Here is a 15,479-nt window from a genome sequence, read left to right as displayed (position 1 = left end):
CCCCCGCCGGAGGCACCGGACGGTCACGGACCGTGACCGGCGCGCGGGGTCAGCCGGCGGCCGTCCTGAGCTGCACCGCAGGGTCCGCGGCGAGGGCCCGGTCGAGCACCGTGCCGCGGTCGATCAGCCGCTTCGCCTGGGTCAGGTCACGCGGGCGGTCGACGGCGAGCAGCGCCGCCAGGGCGCCGCCGCGCAGCCACAGCACCGACCAGGAGGCGTCGTCCGGCGAGCCGCGCCACAGCAGTTCGTCACCGTCCGCGCGGTGGCCCGCGTACTGCACCATCCGCCCGAACTGCTCCGACCAGAAGTAGGGCACCGGGTCGTACGGCGTCTCCGAGCCCAGCAGCGAGGCCGCCGCCGCCCCGCCCGACTGCAGGGCGTGGTCCCAGTGCTGCACGGCCAGCCGGGTGCCGGAACGCGCCGACGGGTACGCGACGCAGTCGCCGGCGGCCCACACGCCGGGGGCGGTGGTGCGCAGCCGGTCGTCCACGAGCACGGCGCCCGCCGCGTCGAGGGCCACGGCGGAGCCCGCCAGCCAGCCGGTGGCCGGGCGGGCGCCGATGCCGGTCACCACGAGGTCGGCCTCGACGCGCCCGCCGTCCGCGAGCAGCAGGCCGCCCGGTTCGACGGCGGCCACGCCGGTGCCGCAGCGCAGGTCGACCCCGGCGTCCGCGTACCAGGCCGTCATCAGCGTGCCGAGCTCCGTCGGCAGGGCGCCGGGCAGCGGGGCCGGGCCGGCCTCGACGACCGTGACCGCGCAGCCGAGCTGCCGGGCCACGGTGGCGGTCTCGGCGCCGATCCAGCCGGCGCCGACCAGGGCCAGGCGGGTGCCGGGGGTGAGGTCCGCGCGCAGGGCGAGGGCGTCGTCGACGGTGCGCAGCACGCGGGCGCCGGCGGTGCCGGGCAGCAGCAGGGGCGCGGCGCCGGTGGCGAGGACGAGGGCGTCGTGGGTGACCGGCCCGCCGTCGGTGTGCAGGACGCCGGGGTCGAGGCCGGTGGCCCGGCGGCCCGGCAGCAGTTCGACGCCGAGGGCGTCCCAGTCGAGGTCGAAGGCGGTGGAGTCGGCCAGGCCGAGCAGCACGTCCTTGGAGAGCGGCGGCCGGTCGTAGGGGCGGTGCGGCTCGTCGCCGACCAGGGTGATCCGCGCCGTCAGGCCGCCCTGGCGCAGGGCGGCCGCGCACTGTGCACCGGCCATGCCGGCGCCGACGACGACGACCCTGTCCGTACCGCTCAGCTCCACCACGCCGGTCACCCTATCGGCCGGGGTGTCCGTCCTGTGCACGTCCTTTAGGGGAGCGCGACACGCGGCGTTATGGTGGGTGCACACCTCACACGGGAGCCCGGTGCACCGGGCTGAGAGGCGGGCTGGTGCGGCCTGCGACCGTCCGAACCTGATCCGGGTCATGCCGGCGAAGGGAGCAGAAGCGACGTGGCACGGCCTCACTCCGACGTGCTGGTGATCGGCGGCGGCATCATCGGCCTGGGGGTCGCCTGGCGGGCGGCCCAGCACGGCCTGTCGGTGACCGTCGTCGACCCGGCCCCGGGCGGCGGCGCGGCGCAGGTCGCCGCCGGCATGCTCGCCCCGGTCACCGAACTGCAGTACGGCGAGGAGCCGCTGCTGCGCCTGGGCATGGCCTCCAACGAGCGGTACGCGGCGTTCGCCGCCGAGCTCACGGAGGTGACCGGCCTGGACACCGGCTACCGGGAGACCGGCACCCTCGCCGTCGCGCTGGACTCCGACGACCGCGAGGAACTGCGCGAGCTGCACGCCTTCCAGGCCCGGCTCGGACTGACCTCGCACTGGCTGACCGGCCGCGAGTGCCGGCGCCTGGAGCCGATGCTCGCCCCGGGCGTCCGCGGCGGCCTGCACGTCACCGGCGACCACCAGGTGGACGGCCGCCGGCTCGCCCGCGCCCTCGTCGAGGCCTGCACCCGGGCCGGTGTCGCCTTCGAACGGGCCCTCGCCGCCGAGCTCCTGCTGGAGGGCGACCGGGCGGCGGGGGCGCGCACCGACGCGGGCACCGTGTGCCCGGCCGGCCGGGTCGTGCTCGCGGCCGGTTCCCGCAGCCACCTGCTGCCCGGGCTGCCGCCTGGCGTGCTGCCGCCGGTGCGGCCGGTGAAGGGGCAGGTGCTGCGGCTGCACGTGCCGCCCGCGTACCGGCCGTTCCTGGCCCGCAACGTCCGCGCGGTGGTGCGCGGGCAGCACGTCTACCTGGTGCCGCGCGCCGACGGCGAGCTGGTCATCGGTGCGACGACCGAGGAGCAGGGCCACGACACCACCGTCACCGCGGGCGGCGTCTACGAGCTGCTGCGCGACGCGCACGCGCTCGTGCCCGGGCTGACCGAGCTGCCGCTGGTCGAGACGGGCGCCGGGCTGCGTCCGGGCTCGCCCGACAACGCGCCGCTGCTCGGCCCCACCGCGCTGCCCGGCCTGGTCGCCGCGACCGGCCACTACCGCAACGGGGTGCTGCTCACGCCCGTCACCGCCGACCTGGTCGGCACGTACCTGGCGACCGGCCGCGTGCCGGACCTCGCCGCCCCCTTCTCCCCCGACCGCTTCCGTCCGAAGGCCGCCGTATGACCGACATCGCACTGACCGTGAACGGCGAGGCGCGCGAGCTGCCCGCCGCCACCACGCTGGCCGAGGTGGTGGCGCAGGCCTGCGCCGCACCCACCGGGGTCGCGGCCGCCGTCAACGAGGCGGTGGTGCCGCGCAGTTCGTGGGACGTCACCGTGCTCGGCACGGGTGACCGGGTCGAGATCCTCACCGCCGTCCAGGGAGGCTGACCGCATGGCCGACGACGTTCTCACCATCGCGGGCACCGCCTTCACCTCGCGCCTGATCATGGGCACCGGCGGTGCGCCCAGCCTGGAGGTGCTGGAGCAGGCGCTGCGCGTCTCCGGCACCGAGCTCACCACCGTCGCGATGCGGCGGGTCAACGCCGCCACCCAGGGCTCGGTGCTGGAGGTGCTGACCCGCAACGCGATCCGGGTGCTGCCCAACACGGCCGGCTGCTTCACCGCCGGGGAGGCCGTCCTGACGGCCCGGCTGGCCAGGGAGGCGCTCGGCACCGACTGGGTGAAGCTGGAGGTGATCGCCGACGAGCGCACCCTGCTGCCCGACCCGATCGAGCTGCTGGACGCCGCCGAGACGCTCGTCGACGACGGCTTCACCGTGCTGCCGTACACCAACGACGACCCGGTGCTGGCGCGGAAGCTGGAGGACGTGGGCTGCGCGGCGATCATGCCGCTGGGCTCGCCGATCGGCTCCGGGCTGGGCATCCGCAACCCGCACAACTTCCAGCTGATCGTGGAGGGCGCGGGCGTGCCGGTGATCCTGGACGCCGGGGCCGGCACCGCCTCCGACGTGGCCCTCGCCATGGAGCTCGGCTGCTCCGCGGTGATGCTGGCCTCCGCGGTGACCCGCGCCCAGGATCCGGTGCTGATGGCCGACGCGATGCGGCGCGCCGCCGAGGCGGGCCGGCTCGCGTACCGCGCCGGGCGCATCCCGCGGCGCTTCCACGCGGAGGCGTCCTCGCAGATGGCCGGCCGCGCCGACCTGGAACCCGGCGCGCGGGACACCCGGGAGCACCCGGCGTTCTGAGGACGGGCCCGGGCCCCGCACCGGCCGTTCGCGGACGGGATGTCTCAACATCGGCACAACCGGCGCCGGCGCCGCGGCGCGCGGGGCGGGGGGCCGTCCCCCGCCCCTAGACTCCTCGGGTGGACATGACGCTCGACGACCCCCTGATCGGCGCCCTGCTCGACGGCCGGTACCGGGTGGACCGCCGGATCGCCGTCGGGGGGATGGCCACCGTCTACCGGGGCACCGACACCCGGCTCGACCGGGTCGTCGCGCTGAAGGTGATGCACCCCTCGCTCGCGGCGGACGCCGAGTTCACCGGCCGGTTCATCCGCGAGGCCAAGGCCGTGGCCCGGCTGTCGCACCCCAACGTCGTCAACGTCTTCGACCAGGGTGCTGACGGCCGCGCGGTCTTCCTGGCGATGGAGTACGTCCCCGGCCGCACGCTGCGCGACCTGCTGCGCGACCGCGGGGCACTGTCCCCCAGGGCCGCGCTCGACATCCTGGAGCCGGTGCTCGCCGCACTGGGCGCCGCCCACCGCGCCGGCCTGGTGCACCGGGACGTGAAGCCCGAGAACGTGCTGATCACCGACAACGGCATGGTGAAGGTCGCCGACTTCGGGCTGGTCCGGCTGCTCACCGGCACCGACGGCGCGGGCGAGGCGGTCACCAGCACCACGTCCACCGGCACGGTGCTCGGCACGGTCTCCTACCTCGCGCCCGAGCAGATCCGCCAGGACGGCACGACCGACCAGCGGGTCGACGTCTACGCGGCCGGCATCCTGCTGTACGAGATGCTGACCGGCGCCAAGCCGCACACCGGTGAGAACGCCGTGCAGGTGATCTACCGGCACCTCAACGAGGACGTGCCCGCCCCCTCGCTCGCCGCGCCCGGCCTCGGCCGGGAGCTGGACGCCATAGTGGCCGCCGCCACCGCCCGCGACCCGCAGGCCCGCCCGTGGGACGCCGTGGAACTGCTCGCCGCCCTCCAGCGGGCGCGGCGCAGCCTCACCCCGTCCCAGCTGGACGCGGAGCCGCCCGCCTCGACCCGGCCCACCCCGCAGTTCCCGACCGGCGAGGTCACCGCGGTCGTCGACCGGCCGGTGGAGCGCACCAGCGTGCTGGAGGTGCCGCCCGGCCTGCTGGAGGCGCCGCCCCGCCGGGGCGACGAGACGCTGACGCTCACCCCGCAGCGCCCGGCCGCGCGGCGCCGGTCGCGGACCCCGCTGATCTGGGCGGCGGTCGTCGCGGTGCTGCTGGTGCTGGTCGGCGGGGCCACCTACCTGCTGTCCAACGGGCTGTACACGACGGTGCCGCCGGTGCTCGGACAGACCGAGGCGCAGGCGGTCGCGACGCTGGAGCAGGCGGGGCTGCGCGGCGCGTTCACGCAGCAGTTCAGCGAGACCGTGCAGGCCGGGCAGGTGCTCGGCACCGATCCCGGGGTGGGGGCGCGGGCCCGCAAGAGCGAGCCGGTGAAGGTCGTGGTCTCCAAGGGGCCGGACCGGGTGCCGGTGCCGGAGCTGGCGGGCCGGCCGGTCGAGGAGGCGCGCAAGGCGCTCACCGACGCCCGCCTCACCCCTGGCACGACCCGGGAGGAGTTCGACGACACGGTGCCGAGCGGATCGGTGATCTCCGCCGACCCGGCGGCGGGCACCTCGGTCAGCCCGGACACCCCGGTCGCCCTGGTGGTCAGCAAGGGCATGGCGCCGGTGCCGGACGTCGTGGGCCTGACCAGGGACGAGGCGGCCAAGGCGCTCACGGACGCCGGTTTCGCCGTGCAGAGCAGCGGGCTCAACCTGTTCGGCACCGGCAAGGTGACCGCGCAGACCCCGGCGGCGGGCAAGCCCCGCCCGCAGGGCACGACCGTGGTCATCAGCTTCGGGCTGTTCTAGGCACTGTCCGGGCGGGCCGGGCCTGCGCAGGCCGGGTCGGGCCGGGTCAGCGGATCGGGCCGTCGCCGGGCTTCTCCTGGTACGAGTACCGCTGCTCGGACCACGGGTCGGCGAGGTTGTGGTAGCCGCGCTCCTCCCAGAAGCCGCGCCGGTCGGCCCGCATGTACTCGACGGCGCGCACCCACTTGGGGCCCTTCCAGGCGTACAGCTGCGGCACGACCAGCCGGACCGGGAAGCCGTGCTCCACGGTGAGCGGGTCGCCGTTGCGGTGGGTGGCGAAGACCGTCTGCGGGTCGGTGAAGTCGGCGAGCCGCAGGTTGGCGCTGTAGCCGTACTCGGCCCACACCATGACGTGGGTGACGCCGGGTGCGGGCGGCACGAGGTCGAAGACGGTCTTGGCGGCGACCCCGCCCCACTCGCTGCCGAGCATGGAGAAGCGGGTGACGCAGTGCAGGTCCCCGCGGACGGTGACCCGGGGCAGTGCGCGGAAGGCCTCGAAGTCCCAGGTCTGCTTCTCGGCGGTGGCGGTGGCGCCGAAGACCTGGAAGTCCCAGCTCTGCGGTTTGAAGCGGGGCACCGGTCCGTAGTGCAGCACCGGCCAGCCGCGCTGGAGGCGCTGGCCCGGCGGGAGCCGCGGGTCGGACGGCTGTGGCGGTTCCGGTTCGTGCTGACCCATGGGTCCATGGTCGCAGACGGCGGGGGATACGCCTTGCACGCCCCGTGTTCACGCCTCCTTCACCCTGGCGACGCCCGGGAAAAATAGGACGATATGACACAGATCGGGTAAGCGTGAACTTACTGGAAAATTCGCCCCGTCCGGTGCCACGATGCGGTCAAGCGACGGACGGCACAGGAAGGCGCGAGCCATGCAGGGCGACCCCGAGGTCATCGAGTTCCTCAACGAGCAGCTCACCGCGGAGCTCACCGCGATCAACCAGTACTTCCTGCACGCGAAGATGCAGGAGAACTTCGGCTGGACCAAGCTCGCGAAGTACACCCGGCACGAGTCCTTCGACGAGATGAAGCACGCCGAGACGCTGACCGACCGGATCCTCTTCCTGGACGGACTGCCCAACTACCAGCGGCTCTTCCACGTCCGGATCGGCCAGACGGTCAAGGAGATGTTCGAGGCCGACCGCCAGGTCGAGGTCGAGGCCATCGACCGGCTGCGCCGCGGCATCGTCGTCATGCGCGCCAAGAACGACGTCACCTCGGCCAACATCTTCGAGAGCATCCTGGCCGACGAGGAGCACCACATCGACTACCTCGACACCCAGCTCGAACTCCTGGAGAAGCTCGGCGAGGCGCTCTACCTGGCCCAGCTCGTCGAGCAGCCCGAGTCCTGACCGGCAGGCCCGTCAGGCCGCCTCACGCTCCACGCCCGGCCATTCCACGCCCGGCCCGGCTCCATCCGTCCGCTCCGGCTCGGCGAGGCCGAGCCGGGCCGCCAGCCTGGCTGTCGGGCACGGGCGGGCCCCGTGCTCCCCGAGCAGCGCCTGGATCCGGCGGACGCACGAGCCGCAGTCCGTTCCGGCCTTGCAGCCCTTCGCTATCTGGCGGGGCGTGGCGGCGCCGGCGTCGATCTCCTGCTTCACCTGGGCCTCGGTGACCGCATGACACATGCAGACGTACATCGCGGCGACTCCCGGGGTGGTGCGAGGGCGGTACGGAGGGGCTGACCAATCGGTCCGACGGAGCCGGGATCACCCCGGCTCGGTCTACTGAGCCTAACCTTACCCGGGCGTCCGGGCATCAAAAAGCCCCTCCGCCCTCGGTGACCCGAAAAGCGGAGGGGCTTGTGTCACATTGCGATCAAGCGCGTCCGGTGCTGCGCGGCGCCGCGGGCCTCAGTGGCCGCGGTACATCTCCGCCACCAGGAACGCCAGGTCGAGCGACTGGCTGCGGTTGAGCCGCGGGTCGCAGGCCGTCTCGTAGCGCTGGTGCAGGTCGTCGACCATCACCTCGTCGCCACCGCCGACGCACTCGGTGACGTCGTCGCCCGTCAGCTCGACGTGGATGCCGCCCGGGTGGGTGCCCAGGCCGCGGTGCACCTCGAAGAAGCCCTTGACCTCGTCGAGCACGTCGTCGAAACGCCGGGTCTTGTGACCGCTGGACGCTTCGAAGGTGTTGCCGTGCATCGGGTCGCAGATCCACACGACCTGCGCGCCGGACGCCGTGACCTTCTCCACCAGGGACGGCAGGTGCTCGCGGATCTTGCCCGCACCCATCCGGGTGATGAAGGTGAGGCGGCCGGGCTCGCGGTCCGGGTCGAGCCGGTCGATCAGGGTGAGCGCGTCGTCGACCGAGGTCGTCGGGCCGAGCTTCACACCGATCGGGTTGCGGATCCTCGACGCGAACTCGATGTGCGCACCGTCCAGCTGGCGCGTGCGCTCACCGATCCACACCATGTGGCCCGAGACGTCGTACAGGTCGCCGGTCCGCGAGTCGGTGCGGGTGAGCGCCGTCTCGTAGTCCAGGATCAGCGCCTCGTGCGACGAGTAGAACTCGACCGTACGGAACTCCTCCGGGGCGACCCCGCAGGCGTTCATGAAGGCCAGCGCGTTGTCGATCTCCCGGGCGAGCCGCTCGTACCGCTGGCCCGAGGGCGAGTTGCGCACGAAGTCCTGGTTCCAGGCGTGCACCTGGCGCAGGTCGGCGTAACCGCCGGTGGTGAAGGCGCGCACCAGGTTCAGCGTGGCGGCGGAGGCGTTGTACATCCGCTTCAGCCGCTCCGGGTCCGGGATCCGGGACTCGGGGGTGAAGTCGAAGCCGTTCACCGAGTCGCCCCGGTACACGGGCAGCGTCACGCCGTCCCGGGTCTCGGTCGACTTGGAGCGGGGCTTGGAGTACTGGCCGGCGATCCGCCCGACCTTGACCACCGGCACGGACGCGGCGTACGTGAGTACGGCCGCCATCTGCAGCAGGGTCTTCAGCTTGTTGCGGATCTGCTCGGCGGACACGCCGTCGAACGCCTCGGCACAGTCACCGCCCTGGAGCAGGAAGGCCTCTCCACGTGCCACGGCACCGAGGCGGGCGCGCAGCTGGTCGCACTCGCCGGCGAAGACGAGGGGCGGATACGAGGCGAGGTCCGCAAGGGTCTTGCGCAGAGCCTCTTGGTCCGGCCATTCAGGCTGCTGCGCCGCGGGAAGGGACTGCCAGCTGTGGCCAGTCCCGTTGGTCTCAGTTGTCACGGTCACGGAGTCAAGGCTACGGGTTGTGACAAGCGAATTGTGACTGCCGCCCGGTGGGTGAGACGGGTCGTGGACATTTCGGTGAGCGACCTCACATCGCGGGGGCATCCGCTACGCTCGACCCGTGAACGCGCCGCGCACCTGCTCCTGGTGGTGGGCCAGCCCGATGGGCGGCCCACAGCTCGCGCGTCCCTAGCGACGACACGACGGCCGCCCCTCGGGGCGGCCGTCCGTGCTTTCCGAGGACAGGACGGCCTCCCCTTCAGGAGCGACCACTCCCCCTTCCGGAAGGACCGCCGCACCGTGACACCCGCCGCCCTGATCGCCCGCCTCACCGCGCCCGGCGCCCCCGCGTTCGCCCTGCTGCAGCGCCGCGCCCCCCGCCTCGCCCCCGACACCGTCGAGGTGCTGCTCGGCACCGTCGGCGCGTACGACACGCTCGCCGACCTGCCCGTGCGCAGCGGGGTGCCGGCCGGCGGTCCGCAGCACGACCTCCTCGCGCTCGTCCCGTACCGGCAGATCCGCGAACGGGGCTTCGAGGCGCACGACGACGCCACCCCGCTGCAGGCCCTCGCCGTCGAGGAGAGCCACACCCTGCGCCTCGACGACCTGCTGCCCGTGCTGCCGCAGCGGCCGGTCACCCTCGCCGACGGCGCCTTCGACATCGACGACGAGCAGTACGCCGACATCGTCACCCGGGTCATCCGCGACGAGATCGGCCGCGGCGAGGGCGCCAACTTCGTCATCCGGCGCGACTTCCACGGCCGGCTCGACGGCTTCGACACCGGCCTCGCGCTGAGCCTCTTCCGCCGGCTGCTGGAGCACGAGCGCGGCGCGTACTGGACCTTCCTCGTGCACACCGGCGACCGGGTGCTGGTCGGCGCCTCCCCCGAGGTGCACGTGCGGCAGTCCGGCGGGACGGTCGTCATGAACCCCATCTCCGGCACCTACCGGCACCCCGCGTCCGGCCCCGGCCTCGACTCGCTGCTCGACTTCCTGCACGACCCCAAGGAGCTGGAGGAGCTCACCATGGTGGTCGACGAGGAACTCAAGATGATGTGTACCGTCGGCGACCTCGGCGGCCAGGTCCTGGGCCCCCGCCTCAAGGAGATGTCCCACCTCACGCACACCGAGTACGAGCTGCGCGGCCGCACCTCGCTCGACGTGCGCGAGGTGCTGAAGGAGACGATGTTCGCGGCGACCGTCACCGGCAGCCCCGTGCAGAACGCCACCCGGGTCATCCGCCGCTACGAGCCCACCGGCCGCGGCTACTACGCCGGTGCGCTCGCCCTGATCGGCCGGGCCGCGGGCGGCGGCCAGCAGCTCGACTCCCCCATCTGCATCCGCACCGCCGACATCGACCCCGCCACCGGCGAGCTGGTCGTCCGCGTCGGCGCGACCCTGGTGCGCCACTCCGACCCGCACTCGGAGGTCGCCGAGACCCACGCCAAGGCCGCCGGCGTGCTCGCCGCGATCGGCGCCCGGCCGCCGGCCGCCCGCCGCTCCGACCGGCACGGTCCGCGGCTCGCCGACGACCACCGCGTGCAGTCCGCCCTCGACGCCCGCCGCGCGAACCTCGCGCCGTTCTGGCTGCGGATGCAGCAGCCGACCGCCCCGGTCGACGGCCTCGACACCCTCGTGGTCGACGGCGAGGACACCTTCACCGCGATGCTCTCCCACCTGCTGACCTCGCTCGGCCACCGCGTCGACGTGCTCCGCTACGACGCCCCCGGCCTGCGGGAGACCGTCGCCGCGCACACCGGCCCGCTGGTGCTCGGCCCCGGCCCGGGCGACCCGGCCGACCCGGCCGACCCCAAGATGGCGGTGCTGCGGCCGATCGTCACCGACGCCCTCGCCGCCGTGCAGGACGGCACCCGGACGGCCCCGCTGCTCGCGGTCTGCCTCAGCCACCAGCTGGTGTGCGGCGCGTTCGGGCTGCCGCTGGTCCGCAAGGCCGTGCCGTACCAGGGCGCCCAGGAGTCGGTGGACCTCTTCGGCGAGCGGCGCACCGTCGGCTTCTACAACACGTTCACCGCGCGGTGCGACGACGCCGGTGCCGAGCGACTGGCCGCCCGCGGCGTCGAGGTGGCGCGCGACGCGCTGACCGGCGACGTCCACGCCCTGCGCGGGCCCGGCTTCGCCACCCTGCAGTTCCACCCCGAGTCGGTGCTCACCCGCGAGGGGATCGACATCGTGGCCGGGCTGCTGCGCACCGCGAGCGCCGTCCGCGGCTGAGCGGCCGGGGAGGACCGGCCGCCCGCCCCGGCGGCCGGTCGGCGCGGCGGGGTGCCGGGGCGCCGACGCCCCGCCGGTACCGGGCCCCGCGCGGCGGAGCGGCCGGCTCACTGCAGTTCGTCGTCGAGCCCCTGCTCGATCGCGTACCGCACGAGCTCGACCCGGTTGTGCAGCTGGAGCTTGCCGAGGGTGTTCTGCACGTGGTTCTGCACGGTGCGGTGCGAGAGCACCAGCCGGTCGGCGATCTGGCGGTACGACAGGCCCTTGGCGACCATCCGCAGCACCTCCGTCTCGCGGGCCGTCAGCTGCGGCACCGCGGAGGAGGAGGCGGACGCGGCGGGCGGGGGCTCGGCGGCGAGCCGGCGGAACTCGCCGAGCACCAGGCCGGCGAGGCCGGGGGTGAAGACCGGGTCGCCGAGGGCGGTGCGGCGTACCGCGTCGATCAGCTCGTCGCGTCCCGCGGACTTCACGAGGTAGCCGGTGGCCCCGGACTTGACGGCCTCCAGGACGTCGGCGTGCTCGCCGCTGGCGGAGAGCACCAGCACCCGTGCGGTCGGGTCGTGGCCGACGATCTGCCGGCACGCCTCGGCCCCGGACAGCGCGGGCAGGTTGAGGTCGAGGACGACGACCTGCGGCGAGGTCGCGCGGGCCCGCCGGACGGCCTCCTCGCCGTCCCCGGCGGTGGCGATCACGGCGAAGCCCGCCTCGGCGAGGTCGCGGGAGACGGCGTCCCGCCACATCGGGTGGTCGTCGACGACCATGACCCGCACCTGATCCGACATCACTGTCCCTTCCTCGGTACCCGCAACTCCACCTCGACGCCCTCGCCCGGCGCCGCGTACAGCTCGGCGGTGCCGCCGAGGTCGCGCAGCCGTCCGCGGATCGACTGCGAGACGCCCAGCCGGCCCGCCTGCTCCGCTTCGCCGAGCCGGCCGGGCGCGAAGCCCGGGCCGTCGTCACGGACGGAGACGGTGACCGCCTCCGGTTCGTCCTCGACGAGGATCCACGCACGGGCGGACTCCCCCGCGTGCCGGCGGACGTTGTCGACGGCCGCACCGACCGCGGCGGCGAGTTCGGTGGCCGCCAGGGCGGGCAGCAGGACGGGCGTGCCGGGCGCGGAGACGGTGATCCGCTCGTCCGCGTGGACGGCGACGAGCTGCCGGAGGTCCTGCTCGGCGGGCGGATCGCCCGCGGCGGCGCCCTGCACGGGCAGCGCCGGGACGCCGGACATCAGGGTGCGCAGCGCGCGCTCCTGCTCCCCGGCGAGGCGGCCCAGTTCGCCCGGGTCGCCCTCGCGGCGCTGCACGAGGGCCAGCACCTGGAGCACGCCGTCGTGGATGTCGCGGGAGAGCCGCTCGCGTTCGCGCGTCGCCGCCTCCACCTGGAGGGCGCGGGTGAGCACGGCCTCGCTGGCGCGGGCGAGTTCGATGACGTATCCGATCGCGCAGCCGGCCACCATGAGCAGCACGATGTTGTGGATGTTGTCGGGGCTGATGCCGCCGTGGCCGAGGATGTTGGCCACCCCGACCACTGTCGCCGCGAACGCCGCGGGCCTCCAGCCGCCCTTGCCCGCGAACCCGAGGACGGTGCCGGCGGCCCAGATGGTCGGCAGGGTCGGGGCGCCGCCGTGGATACGGGCGGGGGTGTCGACCACGCCGCTCATCACGATGCCGGTGACGGCGAACGCGAGGTCGGTGCCGAGCACGTACCAGGTGCAGCGCTGCGGGCCGGCGAAGGCGCGGGTGCTGGCGAGCGTCCAGAGGGTGAGGGCGCCGAGGAAGATCCAGCCGGGGACCGGGTGGAGGAAGTCCATGTAGGAGTAGGCGTAGCGGAGGATCGCGTACGCCAGGGCGAGGACCCGGAAGTAGCCGATCGCCCGCCACAGCGGGAGTTCGACGGACATGCCGCCCGCGGTCAGGGCGGCGGGCGGTGCCGCACCGGGGCGGGGCCCGGCGGGCGCGCCGGACACCGCGGCCGCCGGCCGGGTCGCGAGCCCGGGTCCGTGGTCCTCCGCCATCGTGTCTCCCCCCGTGGCGCCGTTCCCGGGCCCTAGTCCTGCTCGTCCTTCTCCGGCTTGTCGAGGTCGGCCGGGGCCTCGGCGGCGGCCGCCCCGGCAGCGGCGGCCTCGGCGTCCTTGGTGGCCTTCTCGGCGGCCTTCTCGGCCCGCTGCACGGCCCGGCGCTCGGCGTCCGCGCGCTTCTTGTCGTCGGTGAGCTGGCGCTTGGCGGCGGTCGCGTAGATGTCGACGTACTCCTGGCCGGAGAGCCGCATGATCTCGTACATCACCTCGTCGGTGACCGAACGGAGGATGAAGCGGTCGTTCTCCATGCCCTGGTAGCGGGAGAAGTCGAGCGGGCGGCCGATCCGGATGCCGGGGCGGATGCCGAAGTTGGGCACGACCTGGCCGGGCGGCTGCACCTTCTCGGTGTCGATCATCGCGACCGGGATGACCGGCGCACCGGTCTGGAGGGCGACGCGGGCGAGGCCGCCGACCTTGCCGCGGTAGAGCTTGCCGTCGGGCGAACGGGTGCCCTCGGGGTAGACGCCGAACAGCTCGCCGCGCTCGATGACCGCGACGGCGCTGCGGATCGCGGCCTCGCCGGCGCCGCGGACGCCGGAGCGGTCCACCGGCAGCTGGCCGACGCCCTTGAAGAACGCCGCGGTCAGCTTGCCCTTGAGACCGGGCGTGTTGAAGTACTCGGCCTTCGCGATGAAGGTGACCCGGCGCTTGATCAGCGCGGGGAAGAAGAAGGAGTCCGAGAAGGAGAGGTGGTTGCTCGCGATGATCGCAGCACCCTCGTCCGGGATGTTCTCCTCGCCTTCCATCCACGGCCGGAAGAAGATCCGCAGCAACGGTGCGACGATCAACTTCATCAGTCGGTAGAACAACCCGGGCCTCCTGTTGTGCGGACCGGTCGATCCTAATGCCCAGCGCACCCGCCGTGTGCACCGGCAGGCCAGCGACTGCGGGCCTCGGGCCCTGTACGGGGCCGCCGGACGCGTGGGACGATGCCGCCCCGGGTACCGGCCGGTAGGTCCCGGCCCGCGGTTCGCCCGCGGGCCGCGCGCGCCCGGCCGCCCGGCCGCCCGTGCCGGCCCTTCGGCGCCGGTTCCGTCCGCGCCTGTGAGCGAAGGAGCCCACGACGATGCCGCTGCTGCCCGGTGCAGAACCGTTCCACCACGACGGGGGGCCGGTCGGCGTGCTCCTCGTCCACGGCTTCACCGGCTCGCCGCAGTCGCTCCGCCCGTGGGCCGACCACCTGGCCGCGGCCGGGTACACCGTCTCCCTGCCGCTGCTGCCCGGCCACGGCACCCGCTGGCAGGACATGCAGCAGACCCGCTGGGAGGACTGGTACGCCGAGGCCGACCGCGCCCTGCGCGAGCTCGCCGGCCGCTGCGAGCGGGTCTTCGTCGCCGCCCTCTCGATGGGCGGCGCCCTGGCCCTGCACCTCGCCGCGCGGCACGGCGACGCGATATCCGGGCTGGTCCTCGTCAACCCGTCCGTGCGCTCCGACAACCCCGCGAGCGTGCTGCTGCCGGTGCTGCGGCACCTGGTGCCGAGCCTGCCCGGCGTGGCGAACGACATCGCCCTGGCGGGCGCACGGGAGGTCGGGTACGACCGGACCCCGCTGCACGCCGCCTGGTCGCTGGCCCGCCTCTGGCGGACCGTGCAGGCCGAACTCCCGTCCGTCGACCAGCCGTTGCTGCTGTTCCGCAGCCCGCAGGACCACGTGGTCTCACCGGCCAACTCTGAACTGCTGCTCGCCCGGATATCCTCGACCGATGTGACGGAGAAACTGTGCGAGCGCAGCTTCCACGTCGCGACGCTGGACCACGACGCCGGGACGATCTTCGAGGAGAGCCTCGACTTCCTGCGCCGCCTGGCCCCGGTGGAAGACGATGCGACGACCGATGCCGAGCACCACCTGGGCTGAAGGGCCGGTAGTGAACGAGACCAGCAGGGCGGGCGGCGGCGAGGAGCTGCCCGAGGACGGCACCGCCACGCCGGATGCCACGGGCGGGACCACCGGGTCCGGCGCACCCCCCGCCGGGCGTCCCGCGGCGGGCAGCCAGGCCGAGCAGGACGCGATCTTCGCCGCCCTGGTCGCACAGTTCGACGACCCCGTCGACCTGACCGACCCGGAGTGGCCGGAGATCGAGAACCTCCGCGCCCAGGAGACCCGCAGCACAGACGGTTCCCTGGACGACTTCGCCCCGCAGCCGCGGCCCCGGCCGTCCGCGTCCGTCCGGCCCGCCGCGCCGGCCGCCGGCCCGCGCGACTTCGAGGTGGCCGAGGACCCGGACGAGGGCCACTTCGTGCCGCCGGAGCCCCCGCCGCTGCCCACGCCCGACACCACCGCGAAGTTCGCCTGGCTCGCCGTGCTCGGCGGCCCGGCCCTGCTGCTCCTCGACGCCGTCGTCTGGCACGAGGTCGCCGGCTGGCCGGCCTGGGCCGGGGTCACGGCCTTCCTCGGCGGCTTCGTCACCCTGGTCGCCCGCATGAAGGACCGCGACGAGGACGAGCCGGACGACCCGATGGGCGGCGCCGTCGTCTGAGGCGGCCCCGCGGGGCCGCCC

15 protein-coding genes and 1 riboswitch are annotated in these 15,479 nt (G+C 74.2%); of the genes, 8 read left to right on the top strand and 7 right to left on the bottom strand.

Annotated elements, in window-relative coordinates; translation table 11 throughout:
- Positions 1 to 49: 49 nt before the first annotated feature.
- Positions 50 to 1,252: an NAD(P)/FAD-dependent oxidoreductase gene (locus tag SNE206_RS28280; protein WP_407916349.1), complete on the bottom strand. Its 1,203-nt coding sequence runs from the start codon at positions 1,250 to 1,252 to the stop codon at positions 50 to 52.
- Positions 1,253 to 1,322: 70 nt separating this feature from the next.
- Positions 1,323 to 1,435: riboswitch (TPP riboswitch) on the top strand.
- On the opposite strand from SNE206_RS28280, the gene thiO reads away from it, so the two are divergent.
- The 4 genes from thiO (at position 1,430) to pknB (ending at position 5,475) form a co-directional block, all read left to right on the top strand.
- Complete coding sequence (gene thiO / locus SNE206_RS28275) at positions 1,430 to 2,581, top strand: glycine oxidase ThiO (protein ID WP_407916329.1); 1,152 nt, start codon at positions 1,430 to 1,432, stop codon at positions 2,579 to 2,581. (Overlaps the previous riboswitch by 6 nt.)
- Complete coding sequence (gene thiS / locus SNE206_RS28270) at positions 2,578 to 2,787, top strand: sulfur carrier protein ThiS (protein ID WP_407916328.1); 210 nt, start codon at positions 2,578 to 2,580, stop codon at positions 2,785 to 2,787. The genes thiO and thiS overlap by 4 nt, the downstream gene beginning before the upstream one ends.
- 4 nt (positions 2,788 to 2,791) lie before the next feature.
- A complete protein-coding gene (locus SNE206_RS28265; protein WP_407916327.1) occupies positions 2,792 to 3,604 on the top strand; it encodes a thiazole synthase in 813 nt (270 codons plus the stop codon).
- 125 nt (positions 3,605 to 3,729) lie between these two features.
- Positions 3,730 to 5,475, top strand: coding sequence for a Stk1 family PASTA domain-containing Ser/Thr kinase (gene pknB, locus SNE206_RS28260; RefSeq protein WP_407916348.1), 1,746 nt, complete (start codon positions 3,730 to 3,732; stop codon positions 5,473 to 5,475).
- Between the two features lie 46 nt (positions 5,476 to 5,521).
- Here the strand turns inward: pknB and SNE206_RS28255 are convergent, their stop codons facing one another.
- Complete coding sequence (locus tag SNE206_RS28255; protein WP_407916326.1) at positions 5,522 to 6,151, bottom strand: sulfite oxidase-like oxidoreductase; 630 nt, start codon at positions 6,149 to 6,151, stop codon at positions 5,522 to 5,524.
- A gap of 190 nt (positions 6,152 to 6,341) precedes the next feature.
- Between SNE206_RS28255 and bfr the strand changes: the two genes are divergently transcribed.
- The gene (gene bfr, locus SNE206_RS28250; protein ID WP_407916325.1) at positions 6,342 to 6,821 is read left to right on the top strand and encodes a bacterioferritin; all 480 of its coding nucleotides are present in this window, start codon (positions 6,342 to 6,344) and stop codon (positions 6,819 to 6,821) included.
- A 12-nt stretch (positions 6,822 to 6,833) separates the two neighbouring features.
- Here bfr and SNE206_RS28245 read toward each other — a convergent pair whose 3' ends face one another.
- Complete coding sequence (locus SNE206_RS28245) at positions 6,834 to 7,109, bottom strand: bacterioferritin-associated ferredoxin (protein WP_407916324.1); 276 nt, start codon at positions 7,107 to 7,109, stop codon at positions 6,834 to 6,836.
- Positions 7,110 to 7,322: 213 nt separating this feature from the next.
- Positions 7,323 to 8,672, bottom strand: coding sequence for a class II 3-deoxy-7-phosphoheptulonate synthase (locus SNE206_RS28240; RefSeq protein ID WP_407916323.1), 1,350 nt, complete (start codon positions 8,670 to 8,672; stop codon positions 7,323 to 7,325).
- Between the two features lie 297 nt (positions 8,673 to 8,969).
- Between SNE206_RS28240 and SNE206_RS28235 the strand changes: the two genes are divergently transcribed.
- Entirely contained in the window at positions 8,970 to 10,901 is a 1,932-nt protein-coding gene (locus tag SNE206_RS28235) for an anthranilate synthase family protein (RefSeq protein WP_407916322.1), read from the top strand.
- Between the two features lie 107 nt (positions 10,902 to 11,008).
- Here the strand turns inward: SNE206_RS28235 and SNE206_RS28230 are convergent, their stop codons facing one another.
- The 3 genes from SNE206_RS28230 to SNE206_RS28220 form a co-directional block, all read right to left on the bottom strand.
- Positions 11,009 to 11,683, bottom strand: a complete 675-nt coding sequence (locus SNE206_RS28230; protein WP_407916321.1) for a response regulator — start codon at positions 11,681 to 11,683, stop codon at positions 11,009 to 11,011.
- On the bottom strand, positions 11,683 to 12,804 hold the full coding sequence (gene macS, locus SNE206_RS28225; RefSeq protein ID WP_407916347.1) for a MacS family sensor histidine kinase: 1,122 nt from the start codon (positions 12,802 to 12,804) through the stop codon (positions 11,683 to 11,685). The genes SNE206_RS28230 and macS overlap by 1 nt, the downstream gene beginning before the upstream one ends.
- Before the next feature lie 146 nt (positions 12,805 to 12,950).
- Entirely contained in the window at positions 12,951 to 13,790 is an 840-nt protein-coding gene (locus SNE206_RS28220) for a lysophospholipid acyltransferase family protein (RefSeq protein ID WP_407916320.1), read from the bottom strand.
- Positions 13,791 to 14,047: 257 nt separating this feature from the next.
- On the opposite strand from SNE206_RS28220, the gene SNE206_RS28215 reads away from it, so the two are divergent.
- Together SNE206_RS28215 and SNE206_RS28210 are read left to right on the top strand one after the other, a co-directional pair.
- Positions 14,048 to 14,836: an alpha/beta hydrolase gene (locus tag SNE206_RS28215; protein WP_407916319.1), complete on the top strand. Its 789-nt coding sequence runs from the start codon at positions 14,048 to 14,050 to the stop codon at positions 14,834 to 14,836.
- Between the two features lie 10 nt (positions 14,837 to 14,846).
- Complete coding sequence (locus SNE206_RS28210; protein ID WP_407916318.1) at positions 14,847 to 15,458, top strand: hypothetical protein; 612 nt, start codon at positions 14,847 to 14,849, stop codon at positions 15,456 to 15,458.
- Positions 15,459 to 15,479: the final 21 nt, after the last annotated feature.

Source organism: Kitasatospora sp. NE20-6, from assembly GCF_045862635.1.
The sequence above is the reverse complement of the archived record's forward strand: the minus strand, read 5'-3'. Positions and strand labels throughout refer to the sequence as shown.